21 protein-coding genes are annotated in these 23,097 nt (G+C 70.5%); all 21 read left to right on the top strand.

Annotation, left to right across the window (positions count from 1 at the left end; translation table 11 throughout):
- Positions 1–6 precede the first annotated feature (6 nt).
- The 21 genes from P6166_RS14315 to P6166_RS14215 all read left to right on the top strand — a co-directional run bounded on the left by P6166_RS14315 (position 7) and on the right by P6166_RS14215 (position 23,083).
- Entirely contained in the window at positions 7–1,548 is a 1,542-nt protein-coding gene (locus tag P6166_RS14315) for a glycosyltransferase (RefSeq protein ID WP_277765119.1), read from the top strand.
- A gap of 22 nt (positions 1,549–1,570) precedes the next feature.
- Entirely contained in the window at positions 1,571–2,701 is a 1,131-nt protein-coding gene (locus tag P6166_RS14310; protein WP_277765118.1) for a DegT/DnrJ/EryC1/StrS family aminotransferase, read from the top strand.
- Entirely contained in the window at positions 2,698–3,990 is a 1,293-nt protein-coding gene (locus P6166_RS14305) for a CDP-glycerol glycerophosphotransferase family protein (protein ID WP_277765117.1), read from the top strand. Before P6166_RS14310 ends, P6166_RS14305 begins: the two co-directional genes overlap by 4 nt.
- Before the next feature lie 47 nt (positions 3,991–4,037).
- Positions 4,038–7,439 carry a glycosyltransferase gene (locus P6166_RS14300; protein ID WP_277765133.1) on the top strand — a complete coding sequence of 1,134 codons (3,402 nt, stop codon included), beginning with the start codon at positions 4,038–4,040 and terminating at the stop codon, positions 7,437–7,439.
- An 83-nt stretch (positions 7,440–7,522) separates the two neighbouring features.
- Positions 7,523–7,894 carry a flagellar hook-basal body complex protein FliE gene (fliE, locus tag P6166_RS14295; protein WP_277765116.1) on the top strand — a complete coding sequence of 124 codons (372 nt, stop codon included), beginning with the start codon at positions 7,523–7,525 and terminating at the stop codon, positions 7,892–7,894.
- A 12-nt stretch (positions 7,895–7,906) separates the two neighbouring features.
- Positions 7,907–9,652, top strand: coding sequence for a flagellar basal-body MS-ring/collar protein FliF (gene fliF, locus P6166_RS14290; RefSeq protein ID WP_277765115.1), 1,746 nt, complete (start codon positions 7,907–7,909; stop codon positions 9,650–9,652).
- Position 9,653: 1 nt separating this feature from the next.
- Positions 9,654–10,652 carry a flagellar motor switch protein FliG gene (gene fliG, locus P6166_RS14285; RefSeq protein ID WP_277765114.1) on the top strand — a complete coding sequence of 333 codons (999 nt, stop codon included), beginning with the start codon at positions 9,654–9,656 and terminating at the stop codon, positions 10,650–10,652.
- Positions 10,649–11,275 (top strand): FliH/SctL family protein, encoded by a 627-nt coding sequence (locus P6166_RS14280; protein ID WP_277765113.1) that lies wholly within the window; start codon positions 10,649–10,651, stop codon positions 11,273–11,275. Before fliG ends, P6166_RS14280 begins: the two co-directional genes overlap by 4 nt.
- On the top strand, positions 11,272–12,666 hold the full coding sequence (locus tag P6166_RS14275; protein ID WP_277765112.1) for a FliI/YscN family ATPase: 1,395 nt from the start codon (positions 11,272–11,274) through the stop codon (positions 12,664–12,666). Before P6166_RS14280 ends, P6166_RS14275 begins: the two co-directional genes overlap by 4 nt.
- Positions 12,667–12,732: 66 nt before the next feature.
- Positions 12,733–13,188 carry a flagellar export protein FliJ gene (gene fliJ / locus P6166_RS14270; RefSeq protein WP_277765111.1) on the top strand — a complete coding sequence of 152 codons (456 nt, stop codon included), beginning with the start codon at positions 12,733–12,735 and terminating at the stop codon, positions 13,186–13,188.
- Complete coding sequence (locus tag P6166_RS14265) at positions 13,185–14,462, top strand: flagellar hook-length control protein FliK (RefSeq protein WP_277765110.1); 1,278 nt, start codon at positions 13,185–13,187, stop codon at positions 14,460–14,462. The genes fliJ and P6166_RS14265 overlap by 4 nt, the downstream gene beginning before the upstream one ends.
- Before the next feature lie 271 nt (positions 14,463–14,733).
- A complete protein-coding gene (locus tag P6166_RS14260; RefSeq protein WP_277765109.1) occupies positions 14,734–15,252 on the top strand; it encodes a flagellar basal body-associated FliL family protein in 519 nt (172 codons plus the stop codon).
- A gap of 9 nt (positions 15,253–15,261) precedes the next feature.
- Positions 15,262–16,272: a flagellar motor switch protein FliM gene (gene fliM, locus P6166_RS14255; protein ID WP_277765108.1), complete on the top strand. Its 1,011-nt coding sequence runs from the start codon at positions 15,262–15,264 to the stop codon at positions 16,270–16,272.
- Positions 16,272–16,604: a flagellar motor switch protein FliN gene (gene fliN / locus P6166_RS14250; RefSeq protein ID WP_130320106.1), complete on the top strand. Its 333-nt coding sequence runs from the start codon at positions 16,272–16,274 to the stop codon at positions 16,602–16,604. The genes fliM and fliN overlap by 1 nt, the downstream gene beginning before the upstream one ends.
- A 2-nt stretch (positions 16,605–16,606) precedes the next feature.
- Positions 16,607–17,020 (top strand): flagellar biosynthetic protein FliO, encoded by a 414-nt coding sequence (gene fliO, locus P6166_RS14245; RefSeq protein WP_277765132.1) that lies wholly within the window; start codon positions 16,607–16,609, stop codon positions 17,018–17,020.
- Entirely contained in the window at positions 17,017–17,856 is an 840-nt protein-coding gene (gene fliP / locus P6166_RS14240) for a flagellar type III secretion system pore protein FliP (protein ID WP_277765107.1), read from the top strand. The genes fliO and fliP overlap by 4 nt, the downstream gene beginning before the upstream one ends.
- Positions 17,857–17,921: 65 nt before the next feature.
- A complete protein-coding gene (locus P6166_RS14235; RefSeq protein WP_277765106.1) occupies positions 17,922–18,107 on the top strand; it encodes a hypothetical protein in 186 nt (61 codons plus the stop codon).
- 18 nt (positions 18,108–18,125) lie between these two features.
- Entirely contained in the window at positions 18,126–18,911 is a 786-nt protein-coding gene (locus P6166_RS14230) for a hypothetical protein (protein WP_277765105.1), read from the top strand.
- Positions 18,912–18,949: 38 nt separating this feature from the next.
- A complete protein-coding gene (locus tag P6166_RS14225) occupies positions 18,950–19,219 on the top strand; it encodes a flagellar biosynthetic protein FliQ (protein WP_057647119.1) in 270 nt (89 codons plus the stop codon).
- Between the two features lie 7 nt (positions 19,220–19,226).
- Positions 19,227–20,018: a flagellar biosynthetic protein FliR gene (fliR, locus tag P6166_RS14220; protein WP_277765104.1), complete on the top strand. Its 792-nt coding sequence runs from the start codon at positions 19,227–19,229 to the stop codon at positions 20,016–20,018.
- Between the two features lie 143 nt (positions 20,019–20,161).
- Positions 20,162–23,083 (top strand): diguanylate cyclase, encoded by a 2,922-nt coding sequence (locus tag P6166_RS14215; RefSeq protein WP_277765103.1) that lies wholly within the window; start codon positions 20,162–20,164, stop codon positions 23,081–23,083.
- Positions 23,084–23,097 lie beyond the last annotated feature (14 nt).

The raw sequence follows: 23,097 nt of genomic DNA, 5'->3' as shown, positions 1-23,097 counted from the left end.
CGCCCCATGCAGCCCCTGCTCTCCGTCGTCGTACTGGTCTACAACACCGCCGAGTATCTGGCCGAGTGCTTCGACTCGCTGCTGGCGCAGACGCTGCCGGACATCGAGATCATCGCCATCGACGACGGCAGCAGCGACGACAGCTGGGCCATTTGCCGGCGCTACGAGGCCGCGCATCCGAACGTGCGCTGCATCACCAAGACCCGCGAGGGCGGCGCGGTGTCCGGCAACCTGGGCATCTCGCTGGCGCGCGGCCAGTACGTGGCGCTGGTGGATTCGGACGACGTGGTGCCGCCGGATGCCTACCGCCTGCTGGTGGAAGCGGCACAAGGCGCCGCCGCGGACATCGCGATCGGCCGCGCGGCCCGCCTGAGCGAGGGCGTGCTCTCGTCCACCGCCTTCCTGCACGAGCCGTTCGTGTGGGCCCAGCGCCGCGTCGTGCATTCGGTCAGCGAGTTCCCCGAGCTGATCGACGATGGCTTCTACTGGAACAAGGTCTTCCGCACCGACTTCCTGCGCGCCCATGGGCTGGGCATGGAGCCCGGCCTGCTCTATGCCGACCGGCCGTTCGTGCACCGCGCCTACTTCCTGAGCCGCTGCACGGCGATCATCCCCGAACTGGTGTACCTGTGGCGCACGCGTCCCCCGGGTGCGGAGGCCTCGATCACCCAGCGCCTGCGCGAGGCCGACAATTTCGCCGACCGGATGCGCTCGGTCGCGCTGGAATGGCAGCAGTTCGAGGGTATTCCGGGCGGGGAGGCATACCGCCGGGCGATCGCGCTGACCAACCTGCATCGCGCGTTGCATGCCGCGGCCGGCATCGTCGGATCGCCGCGCATGCGCGAGGCCTTCGTGGCCGGCGTGCAGCAGTTGCTGGTGTTGTTCGGCGATCTCGACTACCGCAGCCTCGGTGCGCGGCGCTGGCTATACCTGGAACTGATCCGCCGCGGGGAGATCGAAGGCCTGTGCTTCCTGCTCGGCATCGGGGCCGACCGGGGCTGGCTGACCGAGATCGACGGCGCCTGCTACTGGCAGACCCCGTTCCTGGACAATGCCGAGATCGGCATCCCGCGCGAGGTCATGCGGCTGCACTTCCCCCTGCCCGGCTTCTTCCGCCTCGCCGGGGCGACGCTGGAAGGCAGCCGATTGACGCTCGAACTCCACCTGCACGACCTCATCGTGCGCGATTGCGAGGTCCGGTTCGAACTGCATCCGATCGATGGCGGGGCGCCCATCGGCCTGCATCCGGCCGGCCATCCCGAACCCTACCGCCACCTCTACGGGCTGGACCTAGCCGACGCCGGCCTGCGCCCCGGCGCCCTGTACGGGGTGATCCTGCACTACCGCTGCGCGGCCGGCGAAGGCCACTACCGGATCGGCCCCACCCTGTTCCCCGAGGGCTGGGCCCGGCAACCGGCCCAGTCCGGGCCCCACGCCACCCTGCTCTACCTGCCCGAGGCCGGCGGGATGGCACTGCGTGCCGACGGCACCGCGACGGCGCCGCGCCAGGCGACCGGCGCGGTTCCGGCACGTGGCTTGCAGGACTGAAGCCGTCCCGGAGGCGAACGCGATGAAGAAGAACAGGCCCATCCCCGTCACCAGCCCGCTGCTGCCTCCTTTGGAGGAGTTCATCCCCTACCTGCAGCGCATCTGGGACAGCCGCATCCTCACCAACGGTGGCGGCATGCACCAGGCCCTGGAGAAGGCGCTGGCGGATTACCTGGGCGTGCACCACATCGCGCTGTTCGCCAATGGCACGCTGGCCCTGGTCACCGCGCTACAGGCGCTGCGGGTCACCGGCGAGGTCATCACCACGCCGTACTCGTTCGTCGCCACCGGCCATTCGCTGTTGTGGAACGGCCTCAAGCCGGTGTTCGTGGACATCGACCCGGTGACCTTCAACCTCGACCCGGCCAAGATCGAGGCGGCCATCACCCCGCAGACCACCGCGATCATGCCGGTGCACTGCTACGGCACCCCGTGCGACGTGGCGGCGATCGAGCGCATCGCCGAGAACTACAACCTGAAGGTCATCTACGATGCCGCGCACGCCTTCGCCGTGCGCGATGGCGGCGGGAGCATCCTGCGCCATGGCGACCTGTCGGTGCTCAGCTTCCACGCCACCAAGGTCTACAACACCTTCGAAGGGGGCGCGATCATCTGCCCGGACGCCCGCACCAAGCAGCGCATCGACCACCTGAAGAACTTCGGCTTCGTCGACGAAGTCACCGTGGTGGCGCCGGGCATCAACGGGAAAATGAGCGAAATCAACGCCGCCATGGGGCTGCTGCAGCTCAAGCATATCGACCAGGCGCTGGCGCGCCGGGCGGAGATCGACGCGCTCTACCGCCGCCGCCTTGCCGGCGTGCCCGGCCTGCGTTGCACGCGCGTGCCCGAAGACGTGCAGCGCAACCACTCCTACTTCCCCATCCTCGTGGAGGACGAGTTCGCGCTCGGCCGCGACGAGCTCTACCAAATGCTGCGAGGCAACGACATCCTGGTGCGGCGTTACTTCTATCCGCTCATCAGCGAGTTCCCGATGTATCGCGGCCTGCCTTCGGCCGCGCCGGCCTTGCTGCCCGTGGCGCAGTCGATCGCGCGCAAGGTGCTGTGCCTGCCGATCCACCCCGCGCTCCGCGACGAGGAAGTGGACCGCATCTGCGACCTGCTGCTGGCACCGGCGCGGGTCCGCGCGGCATGACACCGGCGGCGGCCACGCCGGTCGCCGGTTCGCGGCTGCCGGCCTGGCTGGCCCGCGGCCTGCTCGCGCTTTGGCGCCTGCTCGACCTGCTGGTGCCGAAGCGCGGGGATCACTGGGCCTTCTTCACCCATCCGCTCAAGCCCGGCCAGTTCATCGAGAATTCGCGCGCGGTTTTCGAGCAGGTCAAGGCGGACCCGGCCCTGCGCAAGTGCGTGTTCGTACGCGCCAGCGGAGCGCGGCTGCACCTGGAGGACGCCCGCAACACGGTGGTGCTGCCGCTGGCCAGCCCGGCCGGCCTGTGGGCGTTGGCGCGGTGCCGCGTGCTGCTGCTGACCAATTCGACCTCGCTGGACATGTCGCTGCAGTGCCGGGATGGCAGCTACGTCGCACCGCGCCCGCTGCTGCGCCGGCGCGTGGTGGTCAACCTGTGGCATGGCATTCCGCTCAAACGGCTGTTCGCGCTGGCGCACCCGCGGCAGCGCGCGCACGGCGACCGCGATGCCTTCCGCCGCCAGGAGCGGCGCCACTACGCCGGGCTGATTGCCTCCTCGGACGTGGACGGCTACGCGATGAGCGCCATCTTCCACCCGATCCCGCCGGACAATGTCTGGATCACCGGCCTGCCGCGCAACGACTTCCTGCGCCAGCCCGAAGCGGCCCTGCCGCGTTACCAGCGCGAAGCGCTGGCGACGCTGCGCGCGGCCACGCGCGGCCGTCGGCTGGTGCTGTATGCCCCCACCTACCGGGACGCGCACGTCACCGGCACGGCGGTGCGCCGCTTCGACGATGGGGAGGTGGCCCGGCTCAAGGCGCTGCTGCGCGCGCACGGCGCGGTGCTGGGCGTGCGCGGCCACTACCTGCGCAACGCGCCCGCCCCCTTCGCGCCCGAGCACCATGACGAGGTGCTGATCGACCTGGGCCATGCGCAGCACGAGGAGATCGCCCCGCTGCTGCGCGAAGCGAGCCTGGTGCTCACCGATTATTCGTCGGTCTACATCGATGCCCTCTACCTGCGCCTTCCGGTCATCAGCTTTGCCTGGGACCTGGACCACTACCGCCAACACCAGAACGGGCTGCTGTACGACATGGATCTCGCGTTTCCCGGGCCGGTGACCACCGATTTCGACGGGCTACTGCAGGCGCTGGACGCCGCGCTGGGTGCCGGCAGTCCGCCTGCCGGCGAACGCTACGAGGCCGCGCGACGGCTGTTCTTCCGCCACGACGACGACGCCAATGCCCGCAGGGTGGTCGAACGTCTGCACGCGGTCCTGGCCGGGGCAACGGCATGAGCGACGGCAACCGCCGCGACGAGATCGCCGGGCTGGTCAGCGTGGTGATGCCGGCCTACAAGCCGCGCTTCATCGCGCAGGCGCTGGAAAGCGTCGCCGCGCAGACCTACCGCCCGCTGGAGCTGGTGGTGTGCGACGACTCGCTGGATGCGCGGATCGAGCAGCAGGTGGCCGCGTTCGCCGCGCGGGTGGACTTCCCGGTGCGCTATTCGCGCAATCCCGAGCGGCTGTGGGAAACGCGCAGCACGGCGCGCGGCATCGCGCTGGCGCAGGGCGAATTCATCAAGTTCCTGCACGACGACGACGTGCTGGACGCCGATTGCATCGACGCCATGGTCGCCGCCATGGCCGCCGCGCCGGAGATCGCGCTGGTCGCCTCGCGCCGCCGCCTCATCGACGAGGCGGGACGCCCGCTCGCCGACGAACTGGCCACCAGCTTTCCCGCGCGCGATGACCTGCGCGTGGATGGCAACGACCTGGTGTCCTTCCTTGCCGACCACACGGTGAACTTCATCGGCGAGCCGAGCGCGGTGCTGTGCCGGCGCGGCGCGCTGCTGCCTTTCGGCGAGCAATTGGGCGTGCTCGATGGCGTGCGCATCACCTGGGTCGCCGACCTGGCGCTGTACGTGAAGCTGTTGAAGGACGCGACGCTGGCGATGCTGGCGCGGCCGCGGGTGTCCTTTCGCATCTCGCGGGAGCAGTTCAGCCAGGTGGGCCGCGACAAGCCGGGCATCGGCGAGCGCGGGCACGACGACCTGCGCCAGGCCATCGTGTCGCTGGGCTGGCACGCGGGGGAAGGCCACGATACCGGCATCGTGAGAATGGCGCCCCTGCAAGGCGGCGACTTCCAACCGATCGACCTGCCGGCGGCGCTGCAGCAGGCGTTGCAGGTGTCGCAATCGCGCTGGCAGTTGCACGACTGGCAGGCGCGGCGCACGCTGCCCACCGCGCAGATCCCGCTGCTGCAGGCACGGCTCGATGTCCAGGGTCCGCCTCGCCTCGGGGTACTGATCTGCGGCGCGGACCCGGCCGCGCGCGCGCGAACGCGGGCCAGCCTGGACTCGTCCGCGCCGTTGTATGCGGGGGTGTCCGTCCGCGAGGTGGAAGGGGCCGCGCTCGATCCCGATGCGCTGGCCGCATGGGAGGCCGACTGGATACTGCGCGTGGACGCGGGCACGACGTTCCGCGCCGCCGGGCGCATGGCGCTGTGCGTGGCGCTGATGGACGCCGGCGATGCGCCCGCGCTGTATGTCGACGGCTGGCTCCGCCAAGGCACGGAAGATCCGCTGCCCGCCCTGCGGCCCGACCTGGACAAGGACCTGCTGCTGCATCATCCCGCGTTGATGGCGCGGCATTGGGTGTTCCGCCGCGAAGTGCTGCGCGCCGCCGGCGGCTATGGCGACGGCGTGCTGCCGGAACTTGCCCCGGTGCTGTCGATGCTGCGCGACGGCTCGGCGGCGCAGGCTCGTCATTTTCCCGAGCCCGTGCTGGAGTACGAAGCGCCCTCGCCCGACGATGCCGCCTGGGCGGCGGCGATCGGCGATTACCTCCAGCGGACTGGCCAGCCTGCCCGGCTTGAAGCGACGGCGCCGGGCCGCTATCGCATCGAGTACCTGCACGCGCACACGCCGCGCGTGTCCATCGTGCTGGTGGCCGGCGACCGGCTGCCGCAGCTGCAACGCTGCGTGATGAGCATGCTGGAGAAGACGGCCTATAACGACTACGAACTCATCCTGCTCGACAACGCCAGCGCCGATGCCGAGGCCCGCGCCTGGCTCGACCAGGTAGGCGCCCTGGGGGATGCCCGCCTGCGCGTGTTCGCGCTGGCGGAGGCGGTGCCGCCCGCGCAGGCGCGCAACCTCGCCGCCTCGCAGGCCACGGGCGAACTGCTGTTGTTTGTCGACGACGCGCTGGCCGCGCTCGAACCGGGCTGGCTGGGCGAACTGGTGCAGCATGCGCTACGCGGCGACGTGGGCGCGGTGGGCGCGCGCACCGTCGCCGCCGATGGCCGGATCACCCATGGGGGCGTCCTGCCGGGCGTGTGGCCGGGTGGAGGGCGTGCATTCCTGGGAGAGGCGATGGCTTCGCCCGGCTACCTGGGGCGCTTGCAGGTCGCGCAGGGCTACAGCGCGGTGGCGGGCCACTGCCTGATGCTGCGCCGCGAGTTGTTCGAATCGCTCGGCGGCTTCGATGCGGACACCTTCGGCGACGCGGGCGCCGATATCGACCTCTGCCTGCGGCTGCGCGCGCGCGGCCTTCGCAACATATGGACCCCGCACGCGCTGTTGCTGCACGCCGACGTGCCGGCGGCCCTGGAAGGCGAGGCGCGCGATGCGCTGCTCACCCGTTGGCTGCCGCAACTGGCGCACGACCCCGCTCATCACCCCGCACTGCGGCTGGACCAGCCCGGCGGGTTCCGGCTCGACGAATCCGATTTCTCCTGGCAGCCGCTGCCCTGGCGGCCGCTGCCGAAGGTGCTGGCGCATCCGGCCGACGCCGCCGGCAGCGGCGAGTACCGGGTGATGCAGCCCTTGGCGGCCCTGCGCGCGGCGGGCCTGGCCGACGGCGCTTACCACGCGCGCCTGCTGGACGCGATCGAGATGACGCGCCTGGATCCGGACGTGGTGGTGTGGCAGCGGCAGGTCGGGCAAGCGCAGCTGGACGTGATGGCGCGCGTGGGCCGCTTCCATCGCGCGCTGAAGATCTACGAACTGGACGACTACCTGCCGAACCTGCCGCTGAAGAGCGTGCACCGGGCGCAGTTGCCGCCGGATATCGTGAAATCGTTGCGTCGCGCCTTCGCCCGGGTTGACCGGTTGGTGGTGTCGACGCCGGCGCTGGCCGAGGCGCTGGCGGGCATGCACCCGGACATCCGCATCGCGGCCAATCGCCTGCCGCCAGCCATGTGGCGCTCGCTGCCGGGGCCGCGTCGCAACACGGGCCCGCGCCCGCGCGTGGGCTGGGCCGGCGGCGTGAGCCATGCCGGCGACCTGGAGATGATCGCCGACGTCGTGCGCAGCCTCGCCGACGAGGTGGACTGGGTCTTCATGGGCCTGTGCCCGGACGCGCTGCAACCCTACGTGCGCGAATTCCATCCCGGCGTCGGCATGGACCGCTACCCGCGCGTGCTGGCGCGGCTCGACCTGGACCTCGCCATCGCCCCGCTCGAGGACAACCGCTTCAACGCCTGCAAGAGCAACCTGCGCCTGCTCGAATACGGCGCCTGCGCGATCCCGGTGGTGGCCAGCGACATCGAGCCCTACCGCGGCGACCTGCCGGTGACGCGGGTGCGCAACCGGCATCGCGACTGGGTGGCGGCGATCCGCGAGCAACTGGCCGACGCCGACGCCCGCGCGGCCGCCGGCGACGCCCTGCGCGCGGCGGTGTGGCAGGACTGGATGCTGGCCGGCGCAGGCCTGGACGACTGGCGCGGGGCCTGGCTGCCCTAGCCCCGGGCATCCCGCCAGAAAACCGGCGGCGCTTTGGCACACCGATTGCATCGTGAACGGTGACCGTCGTCCGGGCCGTTCCCATGAGCGATTCCATCACCTCCATCCTGTCGCAGATCCGCAGCTACCAGAGCCAGATGGGCTCGGCGTCGCTGGGGCCGGCGGCCGATGTCGGCCAGTCCACCGCGCTGCAAGGCCTGGCCGGCAGCCAAGCGGCCAGCGGCGCGCAGGGCGCCAGCTTCAGCGAAACGCTGCGCGGGGCGCTGTCCGGCGTCAACGAGGCGCAGCAGAAATCCGGCGCGCTGGCCAAGGCCTTCGAAATGGGCGACCCCAGCGCCGACCTGGCGCGCGTGATGGTCGCCTCCCAGCAGTCCCAGATCGCCTTCCGCGCCACCGTGGAAGTCCGCAACCGTCTCGTCCAGGCCTACCAGGACGTGATGAACATGCCGCTGTAAGGGTAAGAACGGATGGCACTCGCACTCACCAAGGACAGCTTCGCCCAGGGCGCCGACAAGGCCGGCGGCTGGTTCGACCGCATCCAGAGCCTGCAGATCACCCGCCGCCTGGGCCTGATGGCGATGATCGCCCTCGCCGTGGCCGCCGGCCTGGCGGTGTTCTTCTGGTCGCAGAAGCCCGGCTACACCGCGCTGTACACCGGCCTGGACGAGAAGGCCACCGCCGAGGCCACCGACCTGCTGCGCGCGGCCAACATCCCCTTCAAGATCGACCCGGCTACCGGCGGCATCACCGTGCCGGAGGCCAACCTGCACGATGCGCGGCTCAAGCTCGCCGGCTCCGGCCTCACCGACAGCGGGCGCCTGGGCTTCGAGCTGATGGAACGCGACCCGGGCTTCGGCGTCAGCCAGTTCGTGGAGAACGCGCGCTACCAGCACGCGCTGGAAACCGAACTGGTGCGTACCATCACCACGCTGCGCCCGGTGCGCGACGCGCGCGTGCACCTGGCCATCCCCAAGCCCAGCGCCTTCACCCGCCAGCGCGAAGTCGCCAGCGCCTCGGTGGTACTGGAACTGCGCGGCGGGCAGACGCTGGAGCGCAACCAGGTCGATGCCATCGTGCACCTGGTGGCCTCCTCGATCCCGGACCTGGCGCCGGAGCGCGTCACCGTGGTCGACCAGAGCGGGCGCATGCTCACCATCGCCGACCCGAACAGCGACGCGGCGCTCAACGCCGCGCAGTTCGACCAGGTCCGCCGCCAGGAAAGCGCGTACAACCAGCGCATCCGCGAACTGCTCGAGCCGCTGACCGGCGCCGGCCGCGTCAACCCGGAAGTCAGCGTGGACATGGATTTCTCGGTGATCGAGGAAGCGCGCGAGCTGTTCAACGGCGAGCCGCCGAAGCTGCGCAGCGAGCAGGTCAGCGAGAACAGCACCAGCACCGCCGGCCCGCAGGGCGTGCCCGGCGCGACCAGCAACACCCCGCCCGGCGCCGCCAACCCAGGCCAGCCGACCCCGCCGGCCGCCGCCGCGCCGGGCGCCAACGGCGCCGCGCCGAATGCCGCCAACGCGCAGCAGGCCGTGGCCGCCACCCCGACCGAGAACGCCAAGAGCGCCACGCGCAACTACGAGCTGGACCGCACGTTGCAGCACACCCGCCAGCCGGCCGGCCGCATCAAGCGCGTCAGCGTGGCGGTGCTGGTGGACCACGTGCCGCGCCCCGATGCCAAGGGCAAGGTCACCGAGCAGGCGCTGAGCGCGGCCGAACTGACCAAGGTCGAATCGCTGGTGAAGCAGGCGGTGGGCTTCGACGCCGAGCGCGGCGACACCGTGTCGGTGATGAACGCCCCGTTCGTGCGCGAGACGCCCGACGCCGAGGCCGGCCCGAAGTGGTGGGAAGATCCGCGCGTGCGAGATGCCGCGCGCCTGCTGCTCGGCGCGGTGGTGGTGCTGGCGCTGCTGTTCGGCGTGCTGCGCCCGGCGCTGCGCTCGATCACCGGCCCGGCCCCGGCCGCGCGCCGCCGCAAGGACGAGCCGGGCGCGCCGCACAACGCGGACCTGCGCATGCTCGACGAACAGAACGAACTGCTGCCGGGGCTGGAGGAAGACACCGCGCAGCTGGGCATCGACCGCCGGCCGGCGATCGCCCTGCCCTCCGACGCCTATGAAGACCGCCTGCGCCAGGCGCGCGAAGCGGTGAAAGCCGATTCCAAGCGCGTGGCGCAGGTCGTGAAGGGATGGGTGGCCAGTGAAGCCTGACATGCCCCCGCTCAACGGCGTGCAGCGCGCCGCCGTGCTGCTGCTCTCGCTCGGCGAGGCCGACGCGGCCGAGGTGCTCAAGCACATGGACCCCAAGGAGGTGCAGAAGATCGGCATCGCCATGGCGACCATGAGCGGGGTGAGCCGCGAGCAGGTCGAGAAGGTGATGGACGAGTTCAACGGCGAACTGGCCGGCAAGACCTCGCTGGGCGTGGGCGCCGACGACTACATCCGCAACGTGCTGATCCAGGCGCTGGGCGCAGAGAAGGCCTCGGGCCTGATCGACCGCATCCTGCTCGGCCGCAACACCACCGGCCTGGACACGCTCAAGTGGATGGACCCGCGCGCGGTGGCCGACCTGGTGCGCAACGAACACCCGCAGATCATCGCCATCGTGATGGCGCACCTGGACAGCGACCAGGCCGCCGAAGCGCTGAAGAACCTGCCCGAGCGCACGCGCGCCGACGTGCTGCTGCGCATCGCCACGCTGGACGGCATCCCGCCCAATGCGCTGAGCGAGCTCAACGAGATCATGGAGCGCCAGTTCGCCGGCAACCAGAACCTGAAATCGTCCAGCCTGGGCGGGGTGAAGTGCGCGGCCAACATCCTCAACTTCCTCGACACCGGGCAGGACCAGGGCGTGCTGCAGGCGATCGGCAAGGTCGATTCGGAACTGGCCAGCAAGATCCAGGACCAGATGTTCGTGTTCGACAACCTGATCGAGCTGGAAGACCGCGAGATCCAGACCCTGCTGCGCGAGGTGTCCGGCGAGAAGCTGGGCCTGGCGCTGCGCGGCGCCGACGTGAAGGTGCGCGAGAAGATCACCCGCAACATGTCCCAGCGCGCGGCCGAGATCCTGCTCGAAGACATGGAAGCGCGCGGCCCGGTGCGCCTGTCCGACGTGGAAGCGGCGCAGAAGGAAATCCTCACCATCGTGCGCCGGCTGGCTGACGAGGGCACCATCGTGCTCGGCGGCGGCGGCTCGGAGGCGATGGTATGAGCGCCATCCTCGGCGAGGACGTGGTGCGCTGGCTGGCCCCGTCGCTGGACGTGGTCACCGCCGAGGCGGCGCACGCGCCGGTCGAGGAGGCCCCGCCGCCGCCCAAGCCGCCGACGCTGCAGGAAATCCAGGCGATCCAGGAGGCCGCGCGGCAGGAAGGCTTCGAGCGCGGCCATGCCGAAGGCTTCGCCCAGGGCCAGGCCGAGGTGCGCCGGTTGACCGCGCAGATCGAAGGCATCCTGGACAATTTCAGCCGTCCGCTCGCGCGCCTCGAAAACGAGGTGGTCGGCGCGCTCGGCGAGCTGGCCGTGCGCATCGCCGGCAGCCTGGTCGGCCGCGCCTACGAGGCCGACCCGGTGCTGCTCTCGGACCTGGTCAGCGAGGCGGTGGACGCCGTCGGCGGCAGCAGCCGCGACGTGGAAGTGCGCCTGCACCCGGACGACATCGCCGCCCTCACCCCGCTGCTGTCGCTGATGTCGGGCACCCGGCTCACCGCCGACCCCGGCCTGAGCCGCGGCGACCTGCGCGTGCACGCCGAAAGCGTGCGTATCGACGGCACGCTGGAGGCGCGCCTGCGCGCCGCGCTGGAAACGGTGATGCGCAAGGCGGGGGCCGGCCTGTGAACGCGCAGCTGCTCCCCACCGCCCTGCCCGCCGAATGGAGCGCCGCGCGCGACCTGCGCCTGGCCACGCGGCTGGGCGCGCTCGGGCTGGATGCGGCCAATGGCCGCGGCCTGATCCGCGAAGGCATCCTGCGCCGCGCGGTGGGCCTGACCCTGGAAGCGGTCGGCTGCGAAGCGCCGATGGGCGCGACCTGCAAGGTTGAAGTGGTGGACGGCGGCTGGGTCGACGCCGAGGTCGTCGGTTTCGCCGGCGAACGTACCTATTTGATGCCCAGCGCCGAGCTGCACGGCCTGTTACCGAACGCGCGCGTGGTGCCCTCGCGGCGCCGCGGCGGCGTGGAAGTGGGCGAAGGCCTGCTGGGCCGCGTCATCGACAGCGACGGCGTGCCGCTGGACGGCAAGGGGCCGATCCGCGGCGAAGGCAGCACCTCGATGGCCGGCGTGTCGATCAACCCGCTGGCGCGCGAACCGATCACCATGCCGCTGGACGTGGGTGTGCGCGCGATCAACGCGCTGTTGCCCATCGGCCGCGGCCAGCGCGTGGGCCTGTTCGCCGGCTCGGGCGTGGGCAAGTCCACGCTGCTGGGCATGATGACCCGCTATACCGCCGCCGACGTGATCGTGGTCGGGCTGATCGGCGAACGCGGCCGCGAAGTGCGCGATTTCGTCGAGACCACGCTGGGCGAGGAAGGCCTGCGCCGTGCAGTGGTCGTCGCCAGCCCGGCCGACCGACCGCCGCTGGCGCGCCTGCATGGTGCCTACCGCGCCACCGCGATCGCCGAGTGGTTCCGCGACCAGGGCCTGAACGTGCTGCTGCTGATGGATTCGTTGACCCGCTTCGCGCAAGCGCAGCGCGAGATCGGCCTGTCGGTGGGCGAACCGCCGACCACCCGCGGCTATCCGCCGAGCGTGTTCGCCAAGCTGCCCGCGCTGGTGGAGCGCGCAGGCAACGGCGCCGCCGGGCGCGGCTCGATCACCGCGTTCTACACCGTGCTCACCGAGGGCGACGACCCGCAGGACCCCATCGCCGATGCCGCGCGCGCGATCCTCGACGGCCACATCCTGCTCTCGCGCCGGGTCGCCGACAGCGGCCTGTATCCGGCCATCGACGTGGAATCGTCGGTCAGCCGCGTGGTGCAGGACATCGCCGACGAACCGTGGCGCATGCGCATCCGCAAGCTCAAGCGGCTGGTGTCGGCGTACTCGGCCAACCGCGACCTGATCGCCATCGGCGCCTACCAGCGCGGCAACGATCCGGTCACCGACGAGGCGCTGGAGCGCTGGCCGGAAATCCTCGAATTCCTTGGCCAGGACGTGGCCAAGGCCGCCGACCTGCCGCACAGCCAGGCCGCGCTCAAGCGCCTGGTCGAAACGGAGGCCGCGCATGGATAAGCCGTTCTCCTGCTTTTCCCGTGGCCGCCGCACGGCGGCCGCCCCGATCCCTACAGGCACCGAACCATGATGCAATCCCGCCGGATCGACCCGTTGCTGCGCCGCGCCCAGGAACACGAGGACGAAGTGGCCCGTGACCTGGCCGAGCGCCAGCGCAACCTGGACACGCACGTCTCCCGCCTGGAGGAGCTGCGCCGCTATGCCGAGGAATATGCCGGCAGCCAGATGGCCGCCACCAGCCCGGCGCAGCTGAGCAACCGGCGCGCCTTCCTCGACCGCCTGGACAGCGCGGTGGAGCAGCAGATGCGCACCGTCGACCAGAACCGCGCCCGCGTGGAAGCCGAGCGCGCGCGCCTGCTGCTGGCCAGCCGCGAGAAGCAGGTGCTCGAGCAGCTGGCCGCCAGCTATCGCGCGCAGGAACGCCAAGTGGTGGAACGCCGCGACCAGCGCGAGATGGACGACCTCGGCGCGCGCCGCGCGCGCCAGGCGCAACTGGCCGCCGAGCCGGGAGAAGACGCTTGAATCCGTTGTCGATCTTCAACGGCGCCGGCCGCGCCGCGGGCCTGAAGGACGAAAGCTTCGTCTCGCGCGACGACGCCGCGCAGGACGATGCCGGCACCCAGCGCGGCAGCTTCGCCAGCATGCTCAACAGCCCGTCGCCCTCGCAGGCCGCCCCGCCGCCGCAGGCCGCCCGCAGCCAGACGGCCAAGCGCGAGGACAGCCGCCCGCGCCAGGACGACGACCGCGCCGGGCAGGAAGAAGGCAAGCGGACGCAGGGCCAGGATCCGACGCAGTCCCGCACCCAGCGTGCCGAAGCCGGCGCCAGCCAGAAGACGACCCCAACCGGACAGGCCGAGACGCCCGAAGGCACCGAAGCTGCCCCGGCCTTGGCCGAGACCGGCGAAAGCGCCGACACCGACGGGCACGACGCCGGCGCCTGGCCGCCGCCGGGCCTGGGCGGCTTCGGCCTGATGCTGCTGCAGCCCGCCACCGCCACGACGACCGTGCCCGACATGCCCGCACTCGCCAGCGCCGCCACCGCCCATGCCGGCACCGCGCTGCTGTCCGGATTGCCGCAGCCCGACGCTGCCGCGCCCGCGGCCGCCGTGCCGGGCGCGGCGCCCACGGGCGCCATCGCGCTGCCGGGCCTGGCGGCTGCGGCCGCCACCGCGCCCAACGCCAGCGCCGACGAAGCCGCCGCCCTCGCCGCCCTGGCCGCCACCGCGTTGACCGGCGGCGCCACCGCCGCCACGGCGACGGCGGACGGCGACGCGCCGGCCATCGACACCCCCACCTTCGTGCTGCCGAACCTGCCGCACGCGGCCAGCGCCAGCACCCGGCCGCAGGACGCCGCCGCGGTCTTCAGCGCCAGCCCGACGCCGACACCGGACCTGCACGGCGACGGTTTCGACGAGGCGGTCGGCACGCGCCTGACCTGGCTGGCCGAGCAGAAGATCGGCCACGCGCACATCAAGATCACCCCCAACGACCTGGGCCCGGTCGAGGTGCGCCTGCAGATGGACGGCGACAAGGTCCATGCCAGCTTCACCGCCAGCCACGTCGAAACCCGGCAGGCGCTCGAACAGAGCCTGCCGCGGCTGCGCGACATGCTCGGCGAGCACGGGTTCCAGCTGGCGCACGCCGACGTGGGTGCGCAGCAGCAGGGCCAGCGCCAGGAGGCCGGTGCGAGCGCCGGTTTCGACGGCCCGGCCGAAGGCACGGGCGAGGACGCGGCCAGCGTGGTGGTGCCGGCTTCGGTCCTGCGCGCCCGCGGCCTGCTCGACGCCTACGCCTGACGGCAGGCCCCGCGCCGCCGCGGGGCGCCGGCCGATGATTCGCCCGCATGAGCGGCGGCGCCCGTCGTAGGCGCGTCGCCCGCCGCCACCCCGCACCCGCCACCCGCACCGCCGGAAACCTGTCGCGGCCGACGCCGTTGGCGCGGGTATCCCCGACGAGCCGGCCAACCCCTGCCCGACCCCAGGCCCCAAGCCCGCCGGAAAACCGCCACCGCGCCAATGGCACGGGCGTTGCATCTCAGCCAGCAGCCCGTTTCATTGGAGTTTCCCCGTGGCCGCTGCCGCCGACAAGAACAAGAAAGCCGAAGCCAAGGAAAAGAAGGCCGGCAAGCCCATCGCGCTGATCGCCGTCGTGGCCGTGGTGGCCGCCGCGGCCGCCGGTGGCGCGGCCTGGTATTTCACCGGGCACGACAAGTCCGAGAAGGCCGAGGCCGCCAAGGCCGCCCCGGCGACCAGCGCCCTCCCCGCCCCGGCGCAGTACTTCGCCATGGAGCCGCCGTTCGTGGTCAACCTCAACGGCCCCGTGGACGGCCCGCGCTACCTGCAGGTGGAAGTGCAGCTGATGACGCGCGACCCGATCGCGCTGAAGAACCTCGAAGCCAACGCGCCGGCCATCCGCGCCCGCCTGCTGATGCTGTTCTCGCAGGTGCAGCCGGCCGAGATCGCCGACCGCGCGGGCAAGGAGAAGCTGCAGGCCACCTCGCTGGCCGAAGTGCAGAAGCTCATGCGCGCCGAGACCGGCAGCAAGAGCGCCGACGAACTGCTGTTCACCAGCTTCGTGACCCAGTAAGGCACGCCGATGAGCGTCAACGACCTGCTTTCCCAGGACGAGATCGATGCCCTGCTCCACGGCGTGGATTCGGGCGCGGTCGATACCGCCCCGGCCGCCGCGGCGCCCGGCGAGGCGCGCAACTACGACCTCGCCAGCCAGGACCGCATCATCCGCGGCCGCATGCCCACGCTGGAGATGGTCAACGAGCGCTTCGCGCGCCTGTGGCGCATCGGCCTGTTCAACCTGATCCGCCGCTCGGCCGACCTGTCCGTGCGCGGCATCGACCTCATCAAGTTCAACGAGTACATGCACTCGCTGTACGTGCCGACCAACCTGAACCTGATCCGCTTCAAGCCGCTGCGCGGCACCGGGCTGATCGTGTTCGAGCCGACGCTGGTGTTCACCGTGGTGGACAACTTCTTCGGCGGCGACGGCCGCTACCCCACGCGCATCGAGGGCCGCGAGTTCACCGCCACCGAGATGCGGGTGATCCAGCTGCTGCTCAAGCAGACCTTCGCCGACCTCAAGGAAGCGTGGGCGCCGGTGATGGACGTGGACTTCGAATACCTCAACTCGGAGATCAACCCGCACTTCGCCAACATCGTGACCCCGCGCGAATACGTGGTGGTGTGCCGCTTCCACGTCGAACTGGAAGGCGGCGGCGGGGAAATCCACGTCACCCTGCCGTACTCGATGCTCGAGCCGATCCGCGAGCTGCTCGATGCCGGCATCCAGAGCGACCGCAACGACCGCGACGAAAGCTGGAACGTGATGCTGCGCGAGCAGCTCAACGTGGCCGAAGTGACGCTCTCCAGCGTGCTGGCCTCCCGGCGCGTGAGCCTGCGCCAGTTGACCCACCTGAAGGTCGGCGACGTGCTGCCGATCGAGCTGCCGGCGCAGGTGCCGCTGTGCGTGGAGAACATCCCGCTGTTCACCGGCGAATTCGGCATCGCCAACGGCAAGAACGCCATCAAGATCACCGCCGTGCAACCGCCCGGCACCCCGACTTTGCGCAAAGCGCAGGACCTGCTGCCATGATGACCGAAGAAGAAATCGCCCAGGCCGCCCAGTTCGAACAGCTGCTGGCCGAGGAACAACACGCCGCCGCCGACCTCAACCTGGACGTCATCCTCGACGTGCCGGTGACGCTGTCGCTGGAAGTGGGCCGCGCGCGCATCCCGATCCGCAACCTGCTGCAGCTCAACCAGGGCTCGGTGGTGGAACTGGAGCGCGGCGCCGGCGAGCCGCTGGACGTCTACGTCAACGGCACCCTCATCGCGCACGGCGAGGTGGTGGTGATCAATGACCGCTTCGGCATCCGCCTGACCGACGTGGTCAGCCCGAGCGAGCGCATCCGGAGACTGCGTTGAGCCTGATCGCGCTCGCGCTGGCCACCGCCGCGCAGGCGGCCGCGCCCGGCGCGCAGCAGGTCGGCAACCACGCGCCGAGCTCGCCGGGCCTGTTCGGCGCGGTGTTCGCGCTGCTGCTGGTGCTGGGGCTGATCGTGGGCCTGGGCTGGCTGCTCAAGCGCATGCCCGGCAGCGGCTTCCGCCCGGCCGCCGGCCTGAAGGTGGTCGCCAGCCTGCCGCTCGGCGCCAAGGAGCGCGTGGTGGTGGTGGAGGTAGGCGGAGAGCAGTTGCTGCTCGGCGTGACCGCCGGCGGCATCAACACCCTGCACCGCCTCGACGCCCCGCTGCCGGCCCCGCCGCCGCCGACCCTGCCCGACCTGAAGAAACTGCCCGATTTCGCCCAGCTGCTCGCCCAGAAGCTGCGCAAGGACCGATGAACATGCTGCCGTTCCGTACCGCCCGCGCGTTGCGCCTGCTGTTGATCCTGCTGCTCGCGCTGTGCCCCGCGTTCGCCTTCGCCGCGCCGGCCGCCGCCCCGGTGAACATCGAAGCGGCCGCCGCCCCGGCCGCGGCGCCCGTGGGCGGCAGCAGCCAGTTGCCGGCGCTGCCGAACGTCACCGTGGGCCGCATCGGCGAGCAGCCGGTGAGCCTGCCGCTGCAAACCCTGTTGCTGATGACGGCCATCACCCTGCTGCCGTCGATGCTGCTGGTGCTCACCGCCTTCACCCGCATCACCATCGTGCTGGGCCTGCTGCGCCAGGCGCTGGGCACCGGCCAGACGCCGTCCAACCAGATCCTGGTGGGGCTGGCGATGTTCCTCACCGCGCTGGTGATGATGCCGGTGTGGCAGAAGATGTGGAGCAGCGGCCTGCAGCCCTACCTCAACAACCAGATCGACTTCCAGACCGCCTGGACGCTGACCACGCAGCCGCTGCGCGCCTTCATGCTGGCGCAGGTGCGCGAGACCGACCTGATGACCTTCGCCGGCATGGCCGGCGACGGCAAGTACGCCGGCCCGGATGCGGTGCCGTTCCCGGTGCTGGTCGCCTCCTTCGTCACCAGCGAGCTGAAGACGGCCTTCGAGATCGGCTTTTTGATCTTCATCCCGTTCGTGATCATCGACCTGGTGGTGGCCAGCGTGCTGATGTCGATGGGCATGATGATGCTCTCGCCCATGCTGGTGTCTGCGCCGTTCAAGATCCTGCTGTTCGTGCTGGTGGACGGCTGGGTGCTGGTGGTGGGCACGCTGGCGGCGAGCTTCAACGCGGTGTGACGACAAACCGCGGTGTGCCCTGGCACGCCTTGAAAGCCCTTGGGCTTCGTGCCATATTCAAAGCCATGAAAGCGCTCAAGAGTCCGCTGGCGAAGAAAGTCTTGGCCGATGCCAAGGGACGGGAACAATTGAGGAAGTTTCTAACGACTGGCGAGTTCAAGGCGAACAAACCCGAAGTCGTGATCAAGGTCAGGGACGACAATGGCCACGAGCTCGAACTTACGCCACGGTTCGTCGCAAAGGCTTCCTGATATCGCGGACACTAAGCGATGAACGTCGCACTTCCGGCGCTCATCGTCTTCCTGATCGTCCTTCCGGGATTCATCGCGCGTTCGCAGATCAAACTCGCCGAAAGCGAAAAGCTGGACTACTCGCCGTTCGGCGCCATCGTGGTCGAGGGATTAGTCTGGGCAGCCGCCTTACATGCGATATGGCTGCTGGCTTGCGCCCTTGCGCATCGATATTTGGACCTCGGACTGCTGCTCGGATTGTTGTCCTCCAGTCCGGCGTTGCAATCCGAGGCCGTCGCAGCTGCACAGTCCGAGGCAGCTCAGATTGCGTGGTACTTCGGAACCCAGCTGCTGGCTGCCGTGGTGGCTACCCCAATACTTCGCTGGCAAATCACCCGTCATCGGTGGGATCGATCCGATTCACGGTTGGCTTGGCTATTCAGATTTCGTCGCGCTCCCTGGTATTACCTGCTCAGTGGAGCGGATTTCGCCAAGGAAGATGTACCGGACCTCATTTCGGTCGCAGCTGTCATCAATGTTGCCGGTGAGCCCGTGCTCTATGTTGGCACGCTTGAGGACTACTACTTCGATTCGGATGGAAAACTTGATCGATTGGTTTTGGAAGGCGTTGAGCGTCGCCCTCTATCCGCCGACAAGAGCTTGGACAAGGAAGCCCACGAGCCGGAAGCGGCGCGCTTCTACCGGATTGAAGGCGATTATTTCGTGATCCGCTACGAAGAAGTGATTTCACTCAATGTGCGCTACATCCGCCTGGCCGATGGTAATGCTCCGGCCCTACCCGCGCATGCGATGACAAGCGATTGACACTGGTTCGCTGGCATAGCGATTGCATCTGCCAGCCCATGAGCCCCGAAATCGCCCTCACCGAACTGCGCGGCGGACTGGTCACCGTCCTCTGGCTGGCCGGCCCCATCCTGTTGGCCGTGCTGGTGGTCGGTGTCGTCATCGGCGTCATCCAGGCCGCCACGCAGATCAACGAACCCACCATCGCCTTCATCGCCAAGGCCGTGGCGCTGACCGCCGTGCTGTTCGCCACCGGCAGCATGCTGCTGGCGCACCTGGTCGAGTACACGACCATGCTGTTCCAGCGCATTCCCCACCTCATCGGCTAGCGACGCCGTGGATGCCGCCACCCAGATGGTGATCGACGGCCAGCGCGCGTTCGCGATGGTCGGCGCGGTGCTGTGGACGATGCTGCGCATCGGCGCCGTCCTGACCGCGATGCCGCTGGTCGGCACCAAGGCCGTGCCCAAGCGCATCCGAGTCACCATCGCCGGCACCCTGGCCATGGCGCTGGCCCCCATCCTGCCGCCCGTGCCGGCCTGGAACGGCTTCGATGCCGCGGTGGTGCTGACCGTCGCGCGCGAGCTGGCGATCGGCGTGAGCATCGGCTTCATGCTCAAGCTGGTCTTCGAGGCCGGGGCGCTGGCCGGCGAGATGATTTCCCAGAGTACGGGCCTGTCGTTCGCGCAGATGTCCGATCCGCTGCGCGGCGTCACCTCCGGCGTCATCGCGCAGTGGTTCTACCTCAGTTTCGGGCTGCTGTTCTTCGTCGCCAACGGGCACCTGGCGCTGATCGCGCTGATCGTGGACAGCTACAAGGCCATTCCGATCGGGGCCGCCCTGCCCGACCCGCATGCGTTCGCCGAAGTGGCGCCCACCTTCTTCCTGCAGGTGCTGCGCGGCGGGCTCACGCTGGCATTGCCGATGATCGTGGCGATGCTGGCGGTGAACCTGGCCTTCGGCGCGCTGGCCAAGGCGGCGCCGGCGCTCAACCCCATCCAGCTCGGCCTGCCGGTGTCGGTGTTGCTGGGACTGGTGCTGCTGGCCACGCTGGCCAACGAGATGGGGCCGCCGGTGCAGCGGCTGTTCGACGCCAGCTTCGACGCGGCGCGGCAACTCACCCGCTGACCCACATGGCCGCCGCTACAGTTCCGCGCGCGGCGGCCGATACCTGTAGCGGACGAGCCCCGGGAGAGGGTTCGCCGGTTCCGGGGAGTCTTCGCAGTCACGTGGCCACCTCGCCGCACACGCTTGTCGCTCGCCTCGCGGCCGTGATCCACGCCGCGGCGTGGCTGTGCGCGCTTGCCGGGCTGGCCTTCCCGGCGGCGGCGCAGAACTACAGCTTCCGCGCCTACGCGCAGGCCGAGGGCCTGCAGGGCCTGTCGGTCAGCGCGCTCTACGAGGATCGCCAGGGCGTGGTCTGGGCGGGTACCGAACTGGGCCTGCACCGGTACGAACGCGAGCGCTTCCACGTGGTGGGCGAGGAAGCCGGGATCAGCAGCATCTACGTGCGCGCCATCACCGAGGACAGCGCCGGCCGCTTGTGGGTGGGCACCTCCAACGGCCTGTACGTGCGCCGCGCCTCGCGCTTCGAGAGCGTGCAGTGGCAAGGCCGCCCGCTGCAGCTGGACAACGGCAACACACTGGTGGCGCAGGACGACGGCGTGGTGGCCATCAGCCATCACCAGTTGCTGCGCATCAGCCCGGACGAGAACGGCTGGCAGGTCCGGCCGATCCCGCTGCGCTGGGAGGGCCATGCGCTGCCGCCGATGGGCGAGGCGCTCATGGCCGAAGGCGAGCGCTTGTGGGTCGCCTGCGGCACGCAGCTGTGCCGCATCGAACACGATGGCCGCATCACGCCGTTCGGCCCGGCGCAGGGGCTGCCGGGCGAGCGCCTGCAGGCGATCCTGCGCGCCCGCGACGGCACGCTGTGGGTGCGCGGGGGCGACCACGTGCTGTCGCTGCCGCCGGGCCGCACGCGCTTCATCGAACATCCCGCGCCGGTCGGCGGCGGCTTCACCATGTTGTCCGGCGCCACCAACCTGGCGCTGGACCCCCGCGGCCGCGTGGTGACGCGCGCCAACACCGGGCTGGTGCGCTGGGAAGGCGACCGCTGGCGGCTGTTCTCGCGCAGCCAGGGCGTGGACATCACCCCGTTGGTGGGGCCGATCCTGGTGCAGCGCGATGGGCGCTTCTGGATCGGCACGCGCGGCCTGGGCGTGCAGCGCTGGCTGGCCTACGACCGCATCGAGCATTGGGACGAAAGCCAGGGCCTGGCCGCCGCGCCGACCTGGGCGATCCTGCGCACGCCGCAGGGCGAACTGCTGGTCGGCGGCGATGCCGGCAGCAACCAGCTCGATCCGGCATCGCGCCGCATGGGGCCCTGGACGCTGGCCGACGGCCGGCCCCTGCAGCAGACCACCAGCCTGACCACCGCGCCCGATGGCGCGGTGTGGCTCGGCCGCTCCTCCGGCGCCATCGCGCGCCGCGATCCGCTCGACGGCAGCACGCGCGATGTCGCCGAAGTACCGGCCGGCGTGCGCGTGGTGCTGTTCGACCGCGAGGGCGTGCTGTGGATCGTCACCGGGCGCGGCGTCTATGCGCTGGCGCCGGGCAGCGAGCGCCCCGTGCGCGAACGCGAGCTGCCGGTGAGCTCGTTCGACGATGCGCGCATCGACGCCGCCGGCCGTCTATGGCTCACCTCCAGCGCCGGTCTGTACCGGCGCGTGGAAGGCCATTGGCGCCGGGTGGAAGTGGTCGGCGCGCTGCCGAGCCAGGATTTCTCGCGGATCTCCCTCGCCCCGGACGGCGGGATCTGGCTGTCGCTCAACGATGCCGGCCTGTGGCAGGGACGCATGGACGAGGCCGCCAACCGCCTGTCCGTCACGCGCGTGGACGACCCGCTCGTCTCGCGGATCATGCCCTTCATCCTGCGCCACGACAGCCGCGGCTGGTTGTGGCTGGGCAGCAGCCAGGGCCTGGACCTGCTGCGCGACGGCCGCTGGATCCGCGTCACCCAGGCCGAAGGCCTGCTGTGGGACGACACCTCGGCCAACGCCTTCTTCGAAGACCATGACGGCGCGGTGTGGATCGGCTCCAGCCGCGGCCTGAGCCGCATCTTCGACCCGGCCGCGCTGTTCGCCCCGCGCCCGCTGAAGCTGGAAATCGCGCGCGTGCGCCGGGGCGACCAGCCGGTGCTGCCGGGCAGCGCGCTGCTGTGGTCCGAGCAGCCGCTGGACATCGACCTCTCCACGCCCGGCGCGGCCGGCGGCAGCGACCGGGTGGTGTTCCGCTACCGCATCAACGATCACGCCGGCGCGTGGATCAGCACCGCGCAGGACCACCTCGTCTACCCGATCCTGGCGCCGGGCCACTACACGCTGGAGGTGCAGGCCGAAGACCTGCGCCAGCGCCAGCTCAGCAACATCGTGCAGTTCGCCGTGGACGTGCTGCCGCCGTGGTGGCGCAGCCCGCTGGCGATCCTGGTGTACGTGCTGCTCGCCTTCGCCGCCGTGCTGGGCCTGCTGCGCTGGCGGGTAAGCCGGCTGCTGGCGCGCGAGCGCGAGCTGGAGCGCCTGGTGGACGAGCGTACCCACGAACTGCAGCGCGAGAAACAGGAACTGGAAGCCGCGCGCGCCAGCCTGGCGATCAAGGCCACGCGCGACGACCTCACCGGCCTGCTCAACCGCACCGGCATCCTGGAGGCGATGGCGGTGTGCCTGGCGCAGGCGCGCCGCGACGGCGAGCCGCTGGCGGTGGTGCTGATCGACCTGGACTACTTCAAGCAGATCAACGACGTCTACGGCCACCTGGCCGGTGACGCGGTGCTGGCGCGCGTGGGCCGCCGCCTGGATGCTTGCCTGCGCGGCAGCGACCAGGTCGGCCGCTACGGCGGCGAGGAACTGCTGGCGGTGATGCCCGGCCTGTCGCCGCTGGCGCACGGGCGCCTGCGCACGATCCACGACGCGATCTGCGGCACGCCCTACGCGGTGGACGACATCGTGCTGGAGGTGACCTGCTCGATGGGCGTGGCCTGGTACCGCGAGGGCGAGACGGTGGGCCAACTGCTCGCCCGCACCGACGCGGCGCTCTACCGGGCCAAGCACGGCGGGCGTAACCGCATGGAGATCGACGAGGCCGCCGCCAGCCCCGAGCCCGGCCTGGGCGAGCGCCCGCCGGCCACCCTGCCCTGAGCCACGGCGGCACG

It is taken from the genome of Stenotrophomonas sp. HITSZ_GD, from assembly GCF_029543105.1.
GTDB lineage: Bacteria > Pseudomonadota > Gammaproteobacteria > Xanthomonadales > Xanthomonadaceae > Stenotrophomonas_A.
The sequence above is the reverse complement of the archived record's forward strand: the minus strand, read 5'-3'. Positions and strand labels throughout refer to the sequence as shown.